This window comes from Thermobacillus sp., from assembly GCF_003390775.1.
GTDB lineage: Bacteria > Bacillota > Bacilli > Paenibacillales > Paenibacillaceae > Thermobacillus > Thermobacillus xylanilyticus.
In genome coordinates, this window is the sequence record NZ_QEWA01000029.1 from 19035 (window position 1) to 39035 (window position 20001).

At 60.6% G+C, this 20001-nt stretch carries 21 protein-coding genes; all 21 read left to right on the plus strand.

The window, feature by feature from the left end:
• The first annotated feature begins 2 nt into the window (after positions 1-2).
• The 21 genes from flhA to C6W55_RS04435 all read left to right on the plus strand — a co-directional run bounded on the left by flhA (position 3) and on the right by C6W55_RS04435 (position 19608).
• Complete coding sequence (gene flhA / locus C6W55_RS04335) at positions 3-2036, plus strand: flagellar biosynthesis protein FlhA (RefSeq protein ID WP_286891670.1); 2034 nt, start codon at positions 3-5, stop codon at positions 2034-2036.
• Positions 2033-3346: a flagellar biosynthesis GTPase FlhF gene (gene flhF, locus C6W55_RS04340; protein ID WP_286891671.1), complete on the plus strand. Its 1314-nt coding sequence runs from the start codon at positions 2033-2035 to the stop codon at positions 3344-3346. The genes flhA and flhF overlap by 4 nt, the downstream gene beginning before the upstream one ends.
• Entirely contained in the window at positions 3339-4211 is an 873-nt protein-coding gene (locus C6W55_RS04345) for a MinD/ParA family protein (RefSeq protein ID WP_286891673.1), read from the plus strand. The genes flhF and C6W55_RS04345 overlap by 8 nt, the downstream gene beginning before the upstream one ends.
• Positions 4212-4239: 28 nt before the next feature.
• On the plus strand, positions 4240-5511 hold the full coding sequence (locus C6W55_RS04350) for a protein-glutamate methylesterase/protein-glutamine glutaminase (protein ID WP_015254949.1): 1272 nt from the start codon (positions 4240-4242) through the stop codon (positions 5509-5511).
• Between the two features lie 51 nt (positions 5512-5562).
• Positions 5563-7605, plus strand: a complete 2043-nt coding sequence (locus C6W55_RS04355) for a chemotaxis protein CheA (protein WP_015254948.1) — start codon at positions 5563-5565, stop codon at positions 7603-7605.
• 46 nt (positions 7606-7651) lie between these two features.
• Positions 7652-8113, plus strand: a complete 462-nt coding sequence (locus tag C6W55_RS04360) for a chemotaxis protein CheW (protein WP_015254947.1) — start codon at positions 7652-7654, stop codon at positions 8111-8113.
• 3 nt (positions 8114-8116) lie between these two features.
• Positions 8117-8737, plus strand: a complete 621-nt coding sequence (locus C6W55_RS04365; RefSeq protein ID WP_015254946.1) for a chemotaxis protein CheC — start codon at positions 8117-8119, stop codon at positions 8735-8737.
• On the plus strand, positions 8734-9219 hold the full coding sequence (locus C6W55_RS04370) for a chemotaxis protein CheD (protein ID WP_015254945.1): 486 nt from the start codon (positions 8734-8736) through the stop codon (positions 9217-9219). Before C6W55_RS04365 ends, C6W55_RS04370 begins: the two co-directional genes overlap by 4 nt.
• A gap of 1 nt (position 9220) precedes the next feature.
• Positions 9221-9655 carry a hypothetical protein gene (locus C6W55_RS04375; RefSeq protein ID WP_015254944.1) on the plus strand — a complete coding sequence of 145 codons (435 nt, stop codon included), beginning with the start codon at positions 9221-9223 and terminating at the stop codon, positions 9653-9655.
• A 188-nt stretch (positions 9656-9843) separates the two neighbouring features.
• Entirely contained in the window at positions 9844-10629 is a 786-nt protein-coding gene (locus C6W55_RS04380) for a FliA/WhiG family RNA polymerase sigma factor (protein ID WP_015254943.1), read from the plus strand.
• A 22-nt stretch (positions 10630-10651) separates the two neighbouring features.
• A complete protein-coding gene (locus tag C6W55_RS04385; RefSeq protein WP_015254942.1) occupies positions 10652-12055 on the plus strand; it encodes a flagellar assembly protein A in 1404 nt (467 codons plus the stop codon).
• A gap of 56 nt (positions 12056-12111) precedes the next feature.
• Positions 12112-12429 (plus strand): hypothetical protein, encoded by a 318-nt coding sequence (locus C6W55_RS04390; protein WP_015254941.1) that lies wholly within the window; start codon positions 12112-12114, stop codon positions 12427-12429.
• Between the two features lie 23 nt (positions 12430-12452).
• On the plus strand, positions 12453-13013 hold the full coding sequence (locus tag C6W55_RS04395; protein WP_286891677.1) for a hypothetical protein: 561 nt from the start codon (positions 12453-12455) through the stop codon (positions 13011-13013).
• Complete coding sequence (locus tag C6W55_RS04400) at positions 13006-13620, plus strand: periplasmic solute-binding protein (protein ID WP_015254939.1); 615 nt, start codon at positions 13006-13008, stop codon at positions 13618-13620. The genes C6W55_RS04395 and C6W55_RS04400 overlap by 8 nt, the downstream gene beginning before the upstream one ends.
• A 171-nt stretch (positions 13621-13791) precedes the next feature.
• On the plus strand, positions 13792-14490 hold the full coding sequence (rpsB, locus tag C6W55_RS04405) for a 30S ribosomal protein S2 (RefSeq protein ID WP_015254938.1): 699 nt from the start codon (positions 13792-13794) through the stop codon (positions 14488-14490).
• Positions 14491-14716: 226 nt separating this feature from the next.
• The gene (gene tsf, locus C6W55_RS04410; protein ID WP_015254937.1) at positions 14717-15367 is read left to right on the plus strand and encodes a translation elongation factor Ts; all 651 of its coding nucleotides are present in this window, start codon (positions 14717-14719) and stop codon (positions 15365-15367) included.
• Between the two features lie 99 nt (positions 15368-15466).
• Positions 15467-16195 carry a UMP kinase gene (gene pyrH, locus C6W55_RS04415; protein WP_015254936.1) on the plus strand — a complete coding sequence of 243 codons (729 nt, stop codon included), beginning with the start codon at positions 15467-15469 and terminating at the stop codon, positions 16193-16195.
• On the plus strand, positions 16195-16749 hold the full coding sequence (frr, locus tag C6W55_RS04420) for a ribosome recycling factor (protein WP_015254935.1): 555 nt from the start codon (positions 16195-16197) through the stop codon (positions 16747-16749). Before pyrH ends, frr begins: the two co-directional genes overlap by 1 nt.
• A 91-nt stretch (positions 16750-16840) precedes the next feature.
• Positions 16841-17602 (plus strand): undecaprenyl pyrophosphate synthase, encoded by a 762-nt coding sequence (locus C6W55_RS04425; protein ID WP_015254934.1) that lies wholly within the window; start codon positions 16841-16843, stop codon positions 17600-17602.
• Between the two features lie 19 nt (positions 17603-17621).
• The gene (locus C6W55_RS04430; protein WP_015254933.1) at positions 17622-18419 is read left to right on the plus strand and encodes a phosphatidate cytidylyltransferase; all 798 of its coding nucleotides are present in this window, start codon (positions 17622-17624) and stop codon (positions 18417-18419) included.
• 46 nt (positions 18420-18465) lie between these two features.
• Positions 18466-19608 (plus strand): 1-deoxy-D-xylulose-5-phosphate reductoisomerase, encoded by a 1143-nt coding sequence (locus C6W55_RS04435; protein WP_286891680.1) that lies wholly within the window; start codon positions 18466-18468, stop codon positions 19606-19608.
• The last annotated feature ends 393 nt before the right edge of the window (positions 19609-20001 follow it).

A 20001-nucleotide genomic window follows, 5' to 3' on the forward strand; every position in this document is an offset into this window, starting at 1 on the left:
GCATGAAATCAAAAGATCTGGTCATTCTGATCGGCATCATCGGCATCGTGCTCATGATGGTCATTCCCGTCCCGCTCGGGCTTCTCGACTTCCTGCTCGTCGTCAACATTTCGCTGGCGCTCATGATTCTGCTGATCGCCATGAACACGAACGATGCGCTCAATTTCAGCATTTTCCCCTCGCTCCTGCTGATTACGACGCTGTTCAGGCTTGCGCTCAACATTTCGGCGACCCGGAACATTCTGTCGAAGGGCGAGGGCGGACACGTCATCGAGACGTTCGGAAGATTCGTGGCCGGCAATGAAATCGCCATCGGCTTCATCGTCTTTCTCATCCTGGTCGTCGTGCAGTTCATCGTCATCACGAAGGGTTCGGAACGGGTTGCCGAGGTGGCGGCGCGCTTCACCCTCGACGCGATGCCCGGCAAGCAGATGAGCATTGACGCCGACCTGAACTCCGGACTCATCAACGAGCAGCAGGCGCGCGAACGGCGCGAGAAGATCGAGAAGGAAGCCGACTTCTACGGCGCGATGGACGGCGCGAGCAAATTCGTCAAAGGCGACGCCATCGCCGCCATCGTCATTCTGTTCATCAACCTGATCGGCGGATTCGTCGTCGGGATGGCCGTGCACGGCATGTCGTTCGGCGAAGCGCTGGAGACCTATTCCGTTCTGACGATCGGCGACGGTCTCGTCAGTCAGATTCCGGCGCTCCTCATCTCGACTTCCGCCGGCCTCGTGGTGACAAGGGCGGCTTCGGAAGGCAATCTTGCATTCGATCTGACGAACCAGCTGTTCAAGTTCCCGCGGCTGCTCTATATCGTCGCCGGTACCGTGACGTTGCTCGGCCTGTTCACGCCGATCGGCTGGATCACGACGCTGCCTTTCGCCGCCGTGCTTGCCATCGCCGGTTACCGGATGAGCAAGAACATGGAGCGGCAGAAGCAGGAGGAAGAGCTCATGGTCGAGGAGCAGCAGATCGAGGAAGTGCGAAGTCCCGAGAGCGTCATCGGCCTGCTGCAGGTCGATCCGATCGAGTTCGAATTCGGCTACGGCCTCATTCCGCTCGCGGACACGCAGCAGGGCGGGGACCTGCTGGACCGCATCATCATGATTCGCCGGCAATGCGCGCTGGAGCTCGGACTCATCGTTCCGGTCATCCGGATCCGCGACAACATCCAGCTCAAGCCGAATGAATACGTCATCAAGATCAAGGGCAACACGGTGGCACGGGGAGAGCTGCTGCTCAACCATTACCTTGCGATGAGCCCCGGCATCGACGACGAATCCGTCGTTGGCATCGAGACGAAGGAACCGGCCTTCGGGCTGCCGGCGCTCTGGATCGACCATTCCGTGAAGGAGCGGGCCGAGCTCGCCGGATATACCGTCGTCGATCCGCCTTCCGTCGTGGCCACCCACCTGACCGAAGTGATCAAGCGCCATGCGCATGAACTGATCGGCCGCCAGGAGACGAAAGCGCTGATCGACAACCTGAAAGAGCAATACCCGGCTCTGGTCGACGAATTGATTCCGTCGGTACTGTCGATCGGCGACGTGCAGAAAGTGCTGGTCAAGTTGCTGAAAGAAAAGGTGTCGATCCGCGATCTGGTGACGATCTTCGAGACGCTGGCCGATCATGGTACATACACGAAAGATCCCGATATATTGACCGAGTACGTCCGTCAGGCATTGTCGCGCCAGATCACGAACCAGTTCGCGCATCCCGGCGAGACGCTCAAGGTCATTACGGTCGGTCCGCAGCTAGAGAAGAAGATTGCCGAATCCGTGCAGCAGACGGAGCATGGCAGCTATCTTGCGCTTGATCCCGTCTCGACGCAGCAGATTTATCAGAAGCTGAACGAGCAAGTCACCCGCCAGATTCAATCCGGACAGCAACCGATTGTCCTCGCGTCGCCGACGATTCGCATGTACCTGCGGCAGATCGTGGAACGCACGATGCAGGATGTGCCGGTGCTGTCATACAGCGAACTTGAACCGAGCGTTGAAGTTCAAAGTGTCGGGGTGGTGAATCTGTGAGGGTCAAACGCTACGTCGTGGACGAAGTGCCGGAGGCGCTGCCGATCATTCGCAGCGAGCTGGGCAAGGACGCGGTGATTCTGAACACGAAGGAAATCTACGTGGGCGGGTTTCTCGGCCTGTTCCGCAAGAAGAAGATGGAAGTGATCGCCGCCGTCGAGACGAATGCGCCGGGCGTCCGGAACGTCCCGCAGAACCCGCTTCCGGTGTTGGCCAAACCGCCCGGAGCGGCCGCCGCGGTTGCGGAGGCGGCGCCTCCGCCTCCGCTTCCGCAAGCCGCAGGCATGCAGCGGCAGCAGGTTGCACGGTCCGCGGCAGCCGCCGTCCCGGCCGATCCGGAAGAAGTGTCGCCGGCCGATCAGCCGTCCCGGGACCATGCGCAAGCCGCACCCGTCCGTGAATCCGCGGCCCGTTCGTCAGCCCGATTCACCGTCGACCAGGATGCCGTATTGGAAGAAATCCGGCAGATGAAGGCGATGATGGCCAAGCTGGCGCGGAGCAGCGAACTGGATGCGGAGCCGGCCGCGCTCGGAAAATTGCGGCAAAGGCTGGCCGAGCAGGATGTCGAACAGGAATGGATCGAGCTGCTCGTTGACAAGATCAAGGCGCACCCCGGCTACAACCCCGAAACGGGAGAGGAAGCCATCTGGGAGATCGCGGCCGAGCTGCTTCGGGAGTGGGTGAATCCGGGCGAGCCGGCAGGCATCCGCGACGGTACCCGCGTCGTTCACGTCGTCGGACCGACGGGTGTCGGTAAAACCACCACAATTGCGAAGCTGGCGGCTGAGCAAGTGCTTCGCTCCAAGCGCAAAGTCGGCTTCATTACATCGGATACGTACCGCATCGCCGCCGTTGATCAACTCCGTACATACGCCAATATTTTGAATGTGCCGATGGAAGTCGTATTCTCGCCGCTTGAACTGGCGCGCGCCTTCAAGCAGCTGGAAGACCGCGACATCATTTTCATGGATACGGCCGGCCGGAATTTCCGCAACGATCTGTACGTGTCCGAAGTCAACAGTCTGATCCAGCGGGATGAAGACTGCGACACGTTCCTTGTGCTCAGCCTGACCGGCAAGACGCGGGATCTGGAGGCGGTTGCATCCCGGTTCGTGGCCTACGGGGTGACGAAAGTCATCTATACGAAGCGGGATGAGACGGACGCGATCGGGTCCGTATTGAACCTTGCCATGCAGCACCATCTGAAAGCGGCCTACGTGACGACCGGTCAGAACGTGCCGGACGACATCGAGCCTTTCCGCTCCGACCGTTATGTGGCGCAGTTGTTGGGGGCGCAAGGAGATGACTGATCAAGCGGATGCGTTGCGCAGTCTGATGCAATTTCGCCAATTTCACAACGGGGAGCAAGAGCCCCTTCAGACGCGGGTCGTCACGGTCACCAGCGGCAAAGGGGGAGTCGGCAAATCGAATTTCAGCCTGAATTTCGCCTTGTCGCTGCAGAAGCTCGGAAAGCGCGTGCTCGTGTTCGATGCGGATATAGGCATGGCCAACATCGATGTGCTCATGGGGACATCGGCCCCCTACAATCTGGTGCATCTGCTCAGACGCGAGAAAGCCATCCGGGAGATCGTCCATGAAGGGCCGCTCGGCCTTCATTTCATTGCCGGCGGTTCCGGTTTCAATGACCTGCTCAATCTTTCGGACCGCGAACTGGACTATTTCGGCGAACAGATCAGCAAGCTGCACGGCCACTACGATCTGATCCTGTTTGATACCGGGGCCGGCCTGTCGAAGGAAACCGTCCGGTTCATCACGGCGGCGCAGGAGACGGTCGTCGTGACGACGCCGGAGCCGACTTCGATCACGGATGCGTATGCGCTCATCAAAATGGTCCGGTCCATGAACCACGACGTCGATTTCAAACTGGTCGTCAACCGCGCGGCAGACCACCGCGAAGGCCGGCAGACGGCCGACAAGATCAGTCTCGTCGCCAAGCAGTTTCTGTCGCTCGATCTGCCCTTGCTCGGCATCATCCCGGACGACGCGCACGTGCCGAAGGCGGTCAAGCGGCAGGTGCCGTTCACAATCGCCTACCCGGGCGGCAGCGCGTCCAGGGCGGTCGAGGAAATCGCGAGGGCGTTCATATCCACACCGTCCGCGAAGAAGTCCGGCGGCATCCGGGGATTTTTTGAACGCATGTTCAGGCAGCGTTAACGATCCAGCGCCAGTGGGGTGAACATCGATGAAGCGTTACCGGATCATCGTCGTAGACGACTCGGCCTTCATGAGGAAACTGTTCTCGGACATCATTGAATCCGATCCGGCGTTCACCGTCATCGCCGTCGGGAAGAACGGCAGGGAGGCGGTGGAGCTTCATCGAGATCTGAAGCCGGACGCCATTACGATCGACCTGGAAATGCCGGAGATGAACGGGATCGAAGCGCTGAAGCACATTATGGCCGAAGCAAGCACGCCCGTCATCATGCTGTCCGGCATCAGCGAGGAGCATACCCGGGAGACGATCGCGGCGCTCGCACTCGGCGCGTTCGATTTTATCCGCAAACCTTCCGGACCGGGCGCGGATATTCGCAAGACGGCTGAAGAGCTCATGCTTCGGCTGAAAGCGGCGGCAGCGATCCGCCGGCAGGCGGCTCCCGAAGCGAAAGAACGTCCGGAGGCCAGCCGTCCGGCCGCGAAGACGAAAGGCGCTGCCCGGGCGGCACCCGTGCCGAAGCAGCCAAAGGAGCCGAAGCAGCCAAAGGAGCTGAAGCAGCCGAAGCGGCCGGAGCAGCCGCCGGCGAAGCGGGAGAGCGCGGCACCGTCTCCGTCGCCCGCATCGGAATCTCCGCGGATTCCGGATTCCGGAATCCGGCCGGAAGCCGTCCGGCCTGCGCCTCCTGCGCCTGCGAAGCCGGTTGCCGCGGAAACGGCGGGCGCGTTCCGGCATATCATCGCGATCGGAACGTCGACCGGCGGCCCAAGGGCGCTGCATCGTCTGCTCAGCGAGCTGCCGGGCGACCTGCCCGCACCGCTTCTGATCGTGCAGCATATGCCGCCGAAGTTCACCTACTCGCTTGCGCAGCGGCTGAACAGCCATTCCGCCCTGACGGTCAAGGAAGCGGAAGACGGCGAACCGGTTCGGCCGGGCTTCGCATATATCGCGCCCGGCGGGCGCCATATGGAGCTCGCGGCAAGCGGCCGTCAGTATGTCATTCGACTGACGGACGGGCCGCAGCGGAACGGTCACCGCCCGTCGGTTGATGTGTTGTTCGAATCGCTTGTACCTTTCACCGAACTAGCCCGTCACGCCGTCATCTTGACGGGCATGGGCAGCGACGGAGCCAAAGGCATGCGGGCACTTGCGGATCACGGCGCCGTCACGACAATAGCCGAAGCGGAGGAGACATGCGTCGTATTCGGCATGCCGCGCTCCGCAATCGAAGAAGGCGCCGCCTCGATCGTGCTGCCGCTGCACGACATACCGGCTCGGCTGACCGAGGCCGTCAGGCGATAGCGTTAACCCGATTTCCGCTGTGAACCGAGTTCAACCAGGAGGTGCAAGGCCATGGATATGAACGCGTACCTGTCGATGTTTATCGACGAATCGAACGACCACCTGCAATCTTTGAACGAGAACTTGCTCAGACTGGAAAGTTCGCCGGATGATCTGTCGATCGTGCAGGACATCTTCCGCTCCGCGCATACGCTCAAAGGGATGTCCGCGACGATGGGATTCGAAGACCTGGCCCATCTGACGCACGAAATGGAGAACGTGCTCGACCTGGTGCGCAACGGGAAGCTGCGCATGAACAGTTTCATCTTCGACACGCTCTTCAAGGGATTGGACGCGCTCGAGTCGATGGTGCAGGACATCGTAGGCGGCGGAACGGGCAGCGCCGATGTCTCGGAGCTTGTCGGCGTGCTCAAGAAGATCGTGAGCGGCGAGATGACGGCCGATTCCGAAGTCGCCGCCGCTTCGGCGGCCGCATCGGCGCAGGCGCCGGCGCAGCAGGCGGGAGAGGTTGAACTGGATCAGTATCAGTTCTCCGTCCTGCAGCAGTCGATCGGTTCCGGACACCGTGTATTAAAGACGGTCGTAACGATCCGGGAAGACTGCGTGCTCAAGTCCGCCCGGGCCTACATGGTGTTCAATGTGCTGGAGCAGGCCGGCGAAGTGGTGAAATCCCGGCCGTCGGTTCAGGACATCGAGCAGGAGAAGTTCGACCGCTCCATCACCGTCTTCCTGATCTCGCAATGGACAAGCGACGAGTTGAAGCAGCAGATCGGCGGCATCTCGGAGATTGAATCGGTCGAAGTGACGGAGCTGGACGCCGATGCCCTGGCCGCGCTGTCCCGCCCCTCGCGGCCGTCCGAACCGGAGTGGAAGGCGGACAAGCCGCAGGCCGGCGCAGTCGCTGGTTCGGCCGAGAAGCGTCCGCCGGCGGCCGGAGGCGCCGTGGCGAAGACGATCCGCGTCGATATCGAGCGGCTGGACGTGCTGATGAACCTGTTCAGCGAACTGCTGATCGACCGCGTGCGGCTTGAACAGCTGGCCAGCGAAATCCGGAGCAACGAACTGACCGAAACGGTCGAACACATGAGCCGGATCAGCGCCGATCTGCAGAATATCGTGATGAAGCTCCGGATGGTTCCCGTCGAGACCGTCTTCAACCGGTTCCCCCGGATGGTCCGGGACCTTGCGAAGTCGCTGGACAAGAAAGTCGACCTGATCATCACCGGCGCGGAGACCGAACTGGACCGGACGGTCATCGACGAGATCGGCGACCCGCTCGTCCATCTGCTCCGCAACTCGGTCGACCACGGCATTGAACCGGTCGAGAAACGACTCGAAGCCGGCAAGCCGGAGACGGGCACCGTGCACCTGCGCGCCTTCCACAGCGGCAACAACGTCTTCATTGAAATCGAAGACGACGGCGGCGGCATCCGCCGGGACAAGGTGCTGGCAACGGCGGTGAAACGGGGCATCATCACCGAAGAGCAAGGCAAGACGATGAGCGACGAGGAAGTGTACATGCTGATCTTCGCGCCGGGCTTCAGCACGGCCGAGCAAGTGTCCGACATTTCCGGCCGCGGCGTCGGACTTGACGTCGTCAAGTCGAAGATCAATGCCCTCGGCGGTTCGGTGACCGTCACTTCGGAACTCGGCAAAGGAACGGTCTTCTCGATCCAGCTGCCGCTGACGCTGTCGATCATTTCGGCCATGCTGCTGAAGCTCGGCTCCGAGAAGTATGCGATTCCGCTTTCTTCCATCATGGAGACGACGATCGTGAAACGCAGCCAGATTCACAACATTCACGGCAGCGCGATGACCGAGTTCCGCGGGGCGATCATCCCGGTCGTCTCGCTGGCGGAACTGATCGATTCGCCGGACTACGACGACAGCCGGGAAGAGGAGTGCGAAGCGGTCATCATCCGGAAGGGCGACAAATGGGCCGCCGTTCTCGTCGACGATTTCATCGGCCAGAGCGATATCGTGCTGAAACCGCTTGGCAAATATCTGTCCGGATACAGCGTCATTTCCGGAGCGACAATTCTGGGCGACGGTCAGGTGGCGCTGATCATCGATCCCAACGCGCTGATCAAGTAAAATACACCGCCGATTCTGCCTGATACCATATCAAGGAGGTCTTCCCATGGGTGAAGAACTGAAAGTCATCGTTTTCGCGCTGGCGGACGAGCAGTACGGCATCGAGGTGGACAAGGTACGGACGATCGAGCGGATGATGCCCATTACGCGCGTACCGAAGACGCCGGCATTCGTCAAGGGGGTCATCAACCTGCGCGGCGTCGTCATTCCGGTGATCGATCTGCGCGGCCGCTTCGGTCTGCCGGAGACCGAGCCGACGGAGACGTCGCGGATCATCATCGTGCAGGTGGGTGACCTCGAGGTCGGGTTCATCGTCGATGCCGCGAACGACGTCATCGACATCGACAGCGACCGCATCGATTCGCCTCCGGAAGTCGTCGGCGGCATCAAGGCGAAATATTTGCGCGGCGTCGCCAAAATGGACGACAACCGCCTGCTCATCATGCTGAACCTGGTTGAAGTTTTGAACAAGGATGAAATCATCCAGCTTGAACAGTTCGAGGGCTGAAGCGTGAGTCTCTGGAACGAGTTCAAGGACGAGTTCAAGCTTGATGTGCTCAAGGAAGTCGGCAACATCGGGGCGGGGCATGCGGCGACCGCATTGTCCCGCATCCTGAACCATCCGGTCGACATGTCCGTGCCGACGGTCAGTCTGGTGCCGTTCGAAGAAATCGCGGACCGCGTCGGCGGCGCCGAACAGGTCGTCATCGCCGTTTTTCTCCGCGTCGAAGGCGACGCGCCGGGCAACATGTTCTTCATCATCCGGGAAGACTCGGCAAAACGGCTTCTCCGGAATCTGCTGTCCATCGACACGGAAGAAGGCGCCTATTCGGATATGGAATTGTCCGCGCTCAATGAAATCGGCAATATTCTGGCAGGATCCTACCTGTCGTCGCTGGCGGATTTCACCAAATTGGCCATGACGCCCACCGTGCCTTCGCTGGCCATCGATATGGCGGGAGCCATCCTGAGCTACGGATTGCTGCAATTCGGTCAGATGGGCGACGCCGCCCTGCTGATCGAGACGAAGTTCCTCGAGGACCGCGACACCGTGGAAGGTCAGTTCTTCCTGATCCCGGATCCGGAGTCGTTCGAGAAGATCTTCCGCGCGCTGGGAGTGCCGGGCTCATGACAGAACTGATCAAGGTCGGCATGGCCGACTGGAAAATTGCCTCGTCGGGCGATGTGCTCAAGACGACCGGGCTCGGTTCCTGCGTCGGTCTTACCCTTTACGACGGTGCCGCAAAGATCGCCGGCATGGCCCATATCATGCTGCCATCCTCAGAAATCGCGCGCGAAGAGCAGTTCAACCGCGCGAAATATGCAGACACCGCGCTGCCGGACATGCTGCAAGCGATGATCGCGGCCGGCGCTTCACGCAGGAGGCTGGTCGCCAAACTGGCCGGCGGCGCCCAGATGTTCGCTTTCGCCGGACAGGATACGATGCGCATCGGGCCGCGAAATGTCGAAACATGCAAGATGATGCTTGAATCGCTGGACATTCCGCTGGTTGCCGAAGACACCGGCGCCAATTACGGCCGGACGATCGAACTGGACAGCACGACCGGGGTTTTGACCATACGGAGCATACAGTACGGAACAAAGGAGCTTTGAGATGCTGGGATCCATTCGCTGGAATCTCGTGTTGGGATTGGCGGGCATGCTGCTCACGTTTTTCTTCTCGCTGGGCAACAACGGTTTTGCCGTCTCGTGTCTGCGCGCACTGTACGCATTCGCCGCATTTTTCGCTGCCGGTTACCTGTTGCGCGGTGCTTTGCAGCTGATCGTCGCTTCGGCTGATGCCGAGCGGGGATTCGGCCCGACGGCGGATCCGCAGGAAGTCGGCGCGCACGTCGATCTCAAGACGCCGGACGACGAGTCCGAACTAAGCGAGATGCTCAAGGCACAGCGGGAATCCGGCCAGTCAGGCAACGCGGCGGCCGCGGAATTCCGTCCGCTCGAGCCGAAACGCGTTTTCTCCATTGAAGGCAAAGACCCGGAAGAGCTGGCGCAAGCCGTGCGCCATCTGGCGCATGAAGGCGATCATTGACCGCATGCGGATGCCAGGAACGCTTTCCTTAAGCAAAACGCGATCATCCGGACAAGCTGCCCGCTTATCAATCGGCTTATCTCCCGACGCAAATCGGATGCGCTCGCTTGATCAGGACGGCGCGAGCCGCCGGAGGTGGATGGCGCGAGCCGTTTTACTTGAGGAAAGCAGGAAGGGGTGAGAGGACGATGATTCAACCGAAGACGTCCCGTCTGTCCAACGTCGAACTGTGGCAGCAGTGGAAAGAGCACCGCGATATCGAAGCGAAGAAGCAGTTGATCGAATACTATTTGCCGCTCGTGGAATATGTGTCGAACCGGATGGCGATCGGCCTGCCGAAGAATGTATCCAAGGACGATCTCACCAGCAACGGCGTCATGGGGCTGATCGATGCCATCGAGAAATTCGATCACCGGCGGGGGCTGCAATTCGAGACCTATGCTTCCTGGCGGATTCGGGGCGCCATGATTGACGGCCTCCGCCAGGGAGACTGGGTGCCCCGGTCCGTCCGCGAGAAAGCCAAGAAAATCGAAGAGGCGTACGCGCATCTGGAGCAGCAGCTTCTTCGTTCCGTCACCGACGCGGAAGTGAGCGCCTACCTGAACGTGTCGGAACGGGAGTTTCAGCAGATGCTGCAGGAGATTGCGGTGACGACGGTCTGTTCGCTCGAAGATCCGATCCGCGAAGAAGAGTCGGAGACGCGGCTGTCCATGCTGGTGGATGAGAAGGCGAAAAATCCGGACTACAAAGTGCAAGAACATTTCCTGAAGGAGACGCTCATCAAAGGCATCGAACGGTTGACGGAGAAGGAGCGCATCGTCATCTCGCTGTTTTATTATGAAGAGCTTTCGCTGAGCGAAATCGCCGAAGTGATGTCGCTTTCGCCTTCACGCATATCCCAGCTGCATTCGAAAGCCATTTTGCGTCTGCGGGGGGCGCTCGACAAGCAGAAGAAGCAGCTGCTCGAGAACTGATCTTCAGATGGGAGTGATCATTATGGAGCCGTCCGACCTGGAATCGGCGATCGGCGTGACGATCTCGCCGGACAACCTGTCCGCCGTCCTTTACTTTCACAAGGCGGTGGACAACTTCAGGTGCACAGCTGAACAATTGGATGAATATCTGCGCAGCCGCGGCATTGTATTAGGCATTCGGCGCGATGTTCTCGAGAGCATCGCATGCAATCCGAAAGCCTATTTTTACAGCCAGACCGTCGTTGCTGCCGGGCATCCGCCGATTGACGGCAAGGACGGCATGATCCGGCTCGTCATCGATCTGGACGAGGATGAGCGCAAGCCCGCCGAACTCGAGGACGGCACCGTCGATTTCAAGGAACTGACGAAGATCCGGAACGTGAAGAAAGGCCAGCTCATTGCCGAACGCGTGCCGGCGGAACCGGGAATTCCGGGCAAAGCGGTGAACGGCGAAGCGATCCCGGCGAAGAACGGCAAGGAAGCCCGCTTTCGCGTAGGGAAGAACGTCGTGGTCAATGCCGAACAGACCGCGATGTACGCCGCCATCGACGGCATGGTGGCCAAGACGGAGCGGGAGAAGATCAACGTCTTTCCTGTCTACGAAGTGAACGGCGACGTGGACTACAAGACGGGCAACATCGATTTTGTCGGCACCGTTGTCATCCGCGGCAACGTACTGACCGGTTTTCGCGTCAAGGCGGGAGGCGACATCCGCATCAACGGCGGCGTGGAAGGCGCCGAGATCGAAGCGGAAGGTTCCGTCGAGATTACGGGCGGCATCATGGCCGGTAACAAGGGGGCCGTCAAAGCCGGCAGAAATGTGAGATGTTCCTTCATCCAGGACGGCAATGTGTTCGCCGGCGAAGACATCATCGTATCGCAGAGCATCATGCACTCCAACATCCGGGCGGCGCGCAGCGTCATCTGCTATGGAGCCAAAGGGCTGATCGTCGGCGGATCGATTCAGGCCGGCGAGAAAGTGAGAGCCAGAACGATCGGCAATACGCTGTCCACGGCAACGACGATCGAAGTCGGAGTCGCGCCGGAACTTCGGTACGAGCTGAATCAGCTGCGGACGCAGCAGCGCCAGCAAAGCGAAAATCTCGACAAGACCAACAAGGCGCTCGCCCTGCTTGACCAGATGGCGGCCGCCGGACAGCTCACCGGCGAGAAACTGCTCATGCGGTCGAAGCTCGCGATGACGAAGCGTCAGACGATGGAAGAGATCGAAATCGTGAAAGAGCGGATTCTCGAAATCGAGAAACTGCTGGAAGATACGGAGAACGCGCGCGTTGAAGTCATCAACACCATTTACGGCGGCACGAAGATTGTCATCGGCCGGTACACCCGTTTCGTGAAAGAGCCTTGTTCGCGCGTCTATTTCAAGTTCGCAGACGGCGAAATCACCATGCTGCCGCTGTACTGATGCAAGGCCGGCTGCACTTGTGGCAAGGACGATCCGGATGAATGGAGGGCATAGCGATGCCGTTCAAACCGATCGACTTTCAAATCGCAATCCCGCGCACACCCGAGGTTTCGGGCTATTACGGCAATCAGCTTGCAAGGCCGGCGGCCGAACAGCAGATGCTGGCAGCGCAAAGTGAAAAAGAGACGGAACGGATGCGGCAGACAAGCGCCGCGCCGGAAGAAACCGAGAACCGTCCGATCCGTGACGGCCAGCCCAGGCAGCAGGGAGGCAGCCGGCGGCAGCAGCAGGGGAAGAGCAGGCCGGATGAACCTCGCCCGCCGAAGGATGCTCCGCATCCGTACAAAGGAAAGCATATCGATATTTCGTTCTGAACGATGATTGCGGGGGATTGAATGTGGATCCATGGCAGCTGATTGTGCTGCTCGGGGCCGTCATCGCGGCGGCCGCGTTCCTGATGCCGCGCCGCAATGCCGGCTCCAGGCCCGACGAAGCAAGCGCCGTGCAGTTGCAGACGGCGCTTGAGCAATTCATGGAGACGATGGAAGCGGACAACCGGGAGATTGCCGAATCGATCGCCGGCATGCAGAAGCGCAACCGGGAAGAGAACGCGAACCGGGACGAGCGGATCGCCGCGCTTGAACGACGCGCGGCCGAACTGGAGGAACGGGTGAGCCTGACCGAGCGCAGGCTGGAAGAACGGATCGAAGGCCTCCGGCATGGCGCCCCGGCTGAGACGGCGCCGGCGGCTGACGCGCAGGCCACGGAGCCGGAAGGCGGCGGCGAGGAGCAGCAAGACCGGGACGAACCGACGATCCGCAGCCGGTACGCCGAACTGTTCGCCCTGCATGATCAAGGCAAGTCCGTTGACGCCATCGCCCGGCAGACCGGCATGAACAAAGGCGAAGTGATGCTGATTCTGCAGCTCGCGAAGCAGGAGGAAGAACGGCATGGTTGACAAGCGGTCCTTGCTCCTCGGACTCGGGATCGGACTCATCGCAGGCGCTGTGCTGCTGCAGCTCATGCTGGCCGGAAGGGAGCAGTCCGAACGGCTGGCGGATATCGGCAGGCTCACCGGAGAAGACGCGCTCTACACGCAGTCCGAACTCGACGCGCGCATTGCGGAAGCGGAAGCGCGGGTGCGGCGGGAATACGAGCAGGCGGCGGTCGTCGCCGGAGAAGCGGATGCGGGAATAACGGATGACACCCCGGCGGCCGACGGAACGAACGACAGCGGTGCTTCATCCGCGGGCGAAAGCGGCGAATCGCCCTCGGCCGAAAGCGGCGAACCGTCCGCGAATGTCGGAGAGCAGACCGGTGAAGCGGAGGCCGGGAATACGGACGAAGGTGTGAACGCTAACATTAAGATTCGCATCAAGCCGGGCATGACGCTCACGGAGACGGCCGGTCTATTGGAATCGAAGGGCGTCATTGACGACGCGGATGCGCTGATGGAATTGATGGCCCGCATGAGCACCAGGATCAGGGCCGGCTATTATACGTTTACCGGCAACGAGACGCTGGAAGAGGTGCGGACGATCATCACGAGCCGGCCTTCGGATTGACGCCGGCTGCGCTGGCCTTTGCCTTGCACCCCCGCACAAGATATGGTATAGTATTTGACGGTGTCCAGAACACACGTCGATCAATTCCGTCAATGGTGCTTCCCGGCGGGAAGTTTTGGCGGAAGATGCGATTGGCGGAGGATATTCAACCACAGAGGAGGTGTTGTGAAGATGGCGGTTATCTCCATGAAGCAGCTTCTTGAAGCCGGGGTTCACTTCGGCCACCAGACGCGCCGGTGGAACCCGAAGATGGAGAAATACATCTTCACGGAACGGAACGGGATTTACATCATCGACCTGCAGAAGACGGTCAAGAAAGTCGAGGAAGCCTACAACTTCGTCCGTGAAGTCGCGGCAAGCGGCGGCAAGATTCTGTTCGTCGGCACGAAGAAGCAGGCGCAGGATTCGGTTCGGGAAGAAGCGGAACGCTGCGGCCATTTCTACGTCAACCAACGTTGGCTCGGCGGCACGCTGACGAACTTCCAGACGATCCAGAAGCGGATTGACCGTCTGCGCGAGCTTGAGAAGATGGAAGAGGACGGCACATTCGAAGTGTTGCCGAAGAAGGAAGTCATCCTGCTCCGCAAGGAGAAGGAGCGGCTTGAGAAGTTCCTCGGCGGGATCAAGGGCATGCGCAGCCTTCCGAGCGCGTTGTTCGTCATCGATCCGCGCAAGGAGCGCATCGCGGTAGCCGAAGCGCGCAAGCTCGGCATTCCGATTGTCGGCATCGTCGACACGAACTGCGATCCGGATGAGATCGATTATGTCATCCCGGGCAACGACGACGCGATCCGCGCGGTCAAACTGCTGACCTCGAAGATGGCGGATGCGATCGTGGAAGCGAATCAAGGGGAAGAGACGTCCGCTTGACGTCGAGGCCATGGACCCGGCAGCAAGGGCGGTTGGAAGGTGCAAACCTCTCGCCGCCCTTTTTGTAAGAACATAAGCGTTTATAAGCGTAAGCTTGTAATCGGCTTATCCACCGCAACACGGCTTGCGCCGTCCTCCCGGGCAGGCGCGTCCGTTTTGCTTGCAACCAAATTTCGGCGCCGACACGGCGCTTCATGAAGCATCGAAAATCGGGAGGGTTCACCATATGGCGATATCTGCAGCAGAAGTGAAAGAACTGCGCGAAAAGACGGGCGCAGGCATGCTGGATTGCAAGAAGGCGCTGGAAGAAGCGAACGGCGACATGACCCGCGCCGCGGAAATTCTGCGCGAGAAAGGTCTGGCCGCAGCGGCGAAGAAAGCTGGCCGGATCGCGACGGAAGGCGTTGTCGAATCGTACATCCACGGCGGCGGCCGGATCGGCGTGCTCGTCGAGGTGAACTGCGAGACGGACTTCGTCGGCAAGACGGAACAATTCCGCGAATTCGTACGCGACATCGCGATGCACATCGCGGCTTCCAATCCGAAGTATGTGCGCCGCGAGGAAGTGCCGCAGGAAGAACTGGACAAGGAACGCGAAATCCTGCGCACGCAGGCGCTCAATGAAGGGAAACCGGAGAAAGTCGTCGAGAAGATCGTTGAAGGCCGGATCAGCAAGTACTTCGAAGAGAACTGCCTGCTGGAGCAGCCGTTCGTGAAAGATCCGGACAAGACGGTGCAGGAACTGCTGAACGAGAAGATCAGCACGATCGGCGAAAATATTTCGATCCGCCGCTTCGCCCGCTTCGAACTCGGCGAAGGTCTTGAGAAGAAACAAGACAATTTCGTCGAAGAAGTCATGGCTCAGGTGAAGAAGTAATTCTTTTCAAGCGACGGCGGGGCGGACGGTCCGCTCCGCCGTCGCTCTATTCCCAACACAGACAGCCTCAGCCAGAGGTGCAAGATGGAGGTAATCCCATTGGAGCGACCGAGATTTAAACGGATCGTGCTGAAGGTAAGCGGAGAATCGCTCGCCGGACAGACAGGATACGGCATCGATGCCGGCATGGTCTCGTCGATCGCGGAACAGGTCAAGGAAGTCGTCGAGATGAACGTGGAAGTCGCGATCGTCGTCGGCGGAGGCAACATCTGGCGCGGCATCGCGGGTTCGGCGAAGGGAATTGACCGCGCAACCGCGGACTACATGGGCATGCTTGCAACCGTGATGAATTCGCTTGCCCTTCAGGATGCGCTCGAACAAATCGGCGTCCCGACGCGCGTGCAGACTTCGATCGCGATGCAGCAGATCGCGGAGCCTTACATTCGGCGCCGGGCGATCCGCCACCTGGAGAAAGGACGCGTCGTCATCTTCGCGGCCGGGACGGGGAACCCGTTCTTCTCCACCGACACGACGGCCGCGCTGCGTGCGGCGGAGATCGAGGCGGAAGTCATCCTGATGGCCAAGAACAAGGTTGACGGCGTTTATTCGGCCGATCCGTTCAAAGATGCGAACGCCCGGAAGTACGACGAGCTTACGTATCTGGATGTGCTGAACCAGAATCTGGGCGTCATGGATTCGACGGCATCGTCGCTCTGCATGGATAACAATATTCCGCTCATCGTCTTCTCGATTACGGAGAAAGGAAACATCAAGCGGGTTGTCATGGGCGAGAAAATCGGAACGATCGTGAAAGGGAGTGTGAAATAATGCCGCAAACGATCAAGAAGAATGCCGAAGAACGAATGGACAAGGCGATCGCCGCGCTGCGCCGGGATCTTGCGACGTTGCGCGCGGGACGGGCTACGCCTGCCATGCTTGACCGCATTCTGGTGGACTACTATGGTGCTCCCACTCCGGTCAACCAGCTGGCGACGATCAATACGCCCGATGCGCGTACGCTGGTCATCCAGCCGTGGGACAAATCGGTGCTGGGCGAGATCGAGAAGGCGATCATGAAGTCCGAGCTCGGCCTGACGCCGGCAAACGACGGCTCGATCATCCGGCTCAGCGTGCCGCCGCTGACGGAAGAACGCCGGACCGATCTGGTGAAGCAGACGAAGAAATTCGGCGAAGAGGCGAAAGTGGCGATTCGCAACGTCCGCCGGGATGCGAATGACGACATCAAGAAACTGGAGAAAGGCGAACTGTCGGAAGACGAATCGCGCCGCCACCAGGAAGACATCCAGAAGCTGACGGACCGGTTCATTGCGGAAGTGGATCGCATCATCGCGGCCAAAGAGAAAGAAATCATGGAAGTGTAGTGCGGCTTAAGCAGCCCCTCCGGCAGGCGGGGCTGCTGAAGTTATGGGCGGCCTTGCGGCGGGCCGAAGACAGCCTGTGGGGAGGGTGCGCATGTTCGAGCGAATTCGCGGACGGATTGGATCGCGTTCGGTGGGGCCGGAAGCGCTGTGTCCGGACAATCTGCCGCAGCATGTGGCGATCATTATGGACGGGAACGGGCGATGGGCCAAAGAGCGGGGATTGCCGCGCGCGGCGGGGCACCGCTCCGGCATGAAAGCGGTCAAGCGTGCGGTTCGCGCGGCGAACCGGCTGGGCATACGTTTTCTGACGCTGTACGCGTTCTCCACCGAGAATTGGAAGCGGCCGAAAGCGGAGGTCGATTTCCTCATGCGACTCCCGCAGGAATTCCTCGCGATCGAGCTGGATGAACTGATCGAGAACAACGTCCAGGTCAGAATGATCGGCCAGCGCGAAGGTCTGCCGGCCCATACGCTCGAAGCGATCGATGAAGCGATCCGGCGGACGGCCGGCAACGCCGGCCTGGTGCTCAATTTCGCCCTCAACTACGGCAGCCGCAAGGAGATGCTGGAAGCTGTCCGCGCGCTTGCCCGCGAGGCGGCGGAAGGCCGGCTCGATCCCGAAGCGATCACCGAGTCCGATTTCGAATCGCGCCTGCAGACCTGCGGCATGCCGGAACCGGATCTGCTCATCCGGACGAGCGGAGAGCTGAGGATCAGCAACTTCATGATGTGGCAGCTCGCCTACAGTGAACTGTGGTTCACCGACATCTATTGGCCTGAGTTTACGGAAGCGCATTTCTACGAAGCGGTCGGCGAATACCAGCGCCGCACGCGCCGCTACGGCGGATTGTAGGATGGAGGCGTAAGCGGGAATGAAACAACGGATCGCCACCGGTCTCTTGGCCGGTCTGCTGTTTGCCGCGGCAGCCGTGCTCGGCGGATGGTACTATAACGTCCTGCTGTTGCTGCTTGCACTCATCGGTTTTTACGAATACGTACGGCTGAACGACATGAAGCTCGGCCATCCGCTCGTTCTTTGCGCTTACGCCGGTCTGGTCGTCATCGTCTTCCCGTGGGAGCAGGCCGGGCTTTCCGCCTTCCCGAACCAGAATGTTATCTGGCCGCTGGCGGCGCTGCTCCTCGCGATCACCGTGTTGACGAAGAACAAGGCGACGCTCGACGGAGCGGCGCTGCTCCTGATGGGCGCCGTCTACATCGGCTTCGGCTTCGCCGCCATGATCGATGTGCGGGATACCGAACCGAACGGCTTGTTCTGGACGGCGTTGGCGTTCGGCTGCATCTGGGCGTCGGACACCGGCGCGTATTTCGCGGGCAGATGGCTCGGCCGGACGAAGCTGTGGCCTGCCATCAGTCCGAACAAGACCGTCGAAGGCGCCGCCGGCGGCGTGCTGGCCGCGCTGGCTGTCGCGGCCGTCTTCGCGCTGGCCGCACCGGAATGGCTGTCCGTCGGCCGAGCCCTTGCCATCGGCCTCGCTGCATCGGTCGCCGGCCAGCTCGGCGATCTGATCCAGTCCGCGTACAAAAGGCTGCGGGGTGTGAAAGATACCGGCCGCCTTCTCCCCGGACACGGCGGCGTGCTCGACCGCTGCGACAGCTGGCTGATCGTCTTTCCGCTGCTCGTCCTGACCGGTCTCATTCCCCTGGCATAGCATGGCTTGTTGATCCCACATCGGACAATCGGATTTGGAGGACAGGATGAAGACGATCTCGATACTCGGATCGACCGGTTCGATCGGCACCCAGACGCTCGACGTCATCCGTCATGACCCCGAGCGATACCGCGTGGCGGCGCTCGCGGCGGGCGGGAACGTCGAGCTGCTCGTGCAGCAGGCGCTTGAATTCCGCCCCTCGGTCGTCAGCCTGGCGACGAAGGAGGCGGCGGAACGGGCGGCGTCGATGCTGCCGGACGGCATCCGGGTGCTGCATGGCGAGGAAGGGCTGATCGAAGCGGCGGCAGGCGCAGGTGCCGAACTGGTCGTAACGGCGCTTGTCGGCAGCCGCGGCATCCGTTCGACGATCGCCGCCATCGAAGCGGGAGCGGCCGTCGGCCTTGCCAACAAGGAAACGCTCGTGGCGGCGGGGCATCTCGTCACGAAGCTTGCGGAAGCGCGAGGCGTATCGATCCTGCCGGTGGACAGCGAACACTCCGCCATTTTCCAATGTTTAAACGGTGAGCGGCGCGCGGATGTAAAGAAGATTACGCTCACCGCATCCGGCGGCGCATTCCGCGACCGGACGCGCGCGGAACTGAAGGATGTGACGGTCGAACAGGCGCTGGCCCATCCGAATTGGGCGATGGGAGCGAAAATAACGGTCGATTCGGCTACGATGGCGAACAAGGGACTCGAAGTCATCGAAGCCCACTGGCTTTATTCCATGCCATATGAGCAGATTGACGTGCTGCTCCATCCGGAGAGCATCATCCACTCCATGGTCGAATTCACGGACAACAGCGTGATCGCCCAGCTGGGCGTGCCGGATATGCGCATTCCGATCCAGTATGCGCTCACCTGGCCGGAGCGGCGGCCTTCGCCTGCGCCCGCCCTCGATCTGGCGGCAATCGGACGGCTGCATTTCAGGCCGATGGATCTCGAGCGCTATCCGTGCCTGCGGATGGCGTACGAAGCGGGACGTGCCGGCGGCTCGGCGCCGATTGTCTTCAACGCCGCGAATGAGGCGGCGGTTGAACGGTTTCTGCGCGGCGAGATCGCGTTTCTCGAGATCGAGGATACGATCGCGGCGATGCTCGACCGTTTTCCGCCGGAACCGGTGGATACATACGAGGCGATTGCGGAATTGGATGCACGGGTGCGGCGAGAGGTAACGGCGTTCCGATAACTGCGATCGATCTCTGATCGCAGATCGGCGCCGGAACCGGATAACGGCGTACCGTTAACCGCGATTGATCTTGGATAGCGGTCCGGCGCCGGGTCCGGTAACGGCGCTGCGATAGCGTCGGTAATGTGAATACCACGTTACAACGTTGCCCGGAGCTGCGCTGAAGCGGCTGTAACGTGAATACCGCGTTACAGCGTTACTTGAGCCGTGTTCCGGTAGCTCCGCCAGCGGGGTGCCGCAAGCTGCTCTGATCGGCGCCGCTCGAGCGATCTGCCGCCGCTTACCGGCCGCATTCTGCACGGATGTGGCTTTGCAGGCTCAGCCACATCCGTACAGGCCGAGCGACCGTCAAGTTCTCTTGTTTCGTGCGGCGGAATAATGATAATCTATGTA

Bases quoted from the DNA above. Each gene is read 5' to 3' on its own strand.
- C6W55_RS04400 (WP_015254939.1), top strand. From the start codon at position 13,006: ATGGTTGACAAGCGGTCCTTGCTCCTCGGACTCGGGATCGGACTCATC.
- C6W55_RS04435 (WP_286891680.1), top strand. From the start codon at position 18,466: ATGAAGACGATCTCGATACTCGGATCGACCGGTTCGATCGGCACCCAG.
- C6W55_RS04430 (WP_015254933.1), top strand. From the start codon at position 17,622: ATGAAACAACGGATCGCCACCGGTCTCTTGGCCGGTCTGCTGTTTGCC.
- C6W55_RS04380 (WP_015254943.1), top strand. From the start codon at position 9,844: ATGATTCAACCGAAGACGTCCCGTCTGTCCAACGTCGAACTGTGGCAG.
- frr (WP_015254935.1), top strand. From the start codon at position 16,195: ATGCCGCAAACGATCAAGAAGAATGCCGAAGAACGAATGGACAAGGCG.
- C6W55_RS04375 (WP_015254944.1), top strand. From the start codon at position 9,221: ATGCTGGGATCCATTCGCTGGAATCTCGTGTTGGGATTGGCGGGCATG.
- C6W55_RS04425 (WP_015254934.1), top strand. From the start codon at position 16,841: ATGTTCGAGCGAATTCGCGGACGGATTGGATCGCGTTCGGTGGGGCCG.
- flhA (WP_286891670.1), top strand. From the start codon at position 3: ATGAAATCAAAAGATCTGGTCATTCTGATCGGCATCATCGGCATCGTG.
- C6W55_RS04390 (WP_015254941.1), top strand. From the start codon at position 12,112: ATGCCGTTCAAACCGATCGACTTTCAAATCGCAATCCCGCGCACACCC.
- C6W55_RS04350 (WP_015254949.1), top strand. From the start codon at position 4,240: ATGAAGCGTTACCGGATCATCGTCGTAGACGACTCGGCCTTCATGAGG.
- tsf (WP_015254937.1), top strand. From the start codon at position 14,717: ATGGCGATATCTGCAGCAGAAGTGAAAGAACTGCGCGAAAAGACGGGC.
- C6W55_RS04360 (WP_015254947.1), top strand. From the start codon at position 7,652: ATGGGTGAAGAACTGAAAGTCATCGTTTTCGCGCTGGCGGACGAGCAG.
- C6W55_RS04385 (WP_015254942.1), top strand. From the start codon at position 10,652: ATGGAGCCGTCCGACCTGGAATCGGCGATCGGCGTGACGATCTCGCCG.
- C6W55_RS04355 (WP_015254948.1), top strand. From the start codon at position 5,563: ATGGATATGAACGCGTACCTGTCGATGTTTATCGACGAATCGAACGAC.
- C6W55_RS04345 (WP_286891673.1), top strand. From the start codon at position 3,339: ATGACTGATCAAGCGGATGCGTTGCGCAGTCTGATGCAATTTCGCCAA.
- C6W55_RS04370 (WP_015254945.1), top strand. From the start codon at position 8,734: ATGACAGAACTGATCAAGGTCGGCATGGCCGACTGGAAAATTGCCTCG.
- rpsB (WP_015254938.1), top strand. From the start codon at position 13,792: ATGGCGGTTATCTCCATGAAGCAGCTTCTTGAAGCCGGGGTTCACTTC.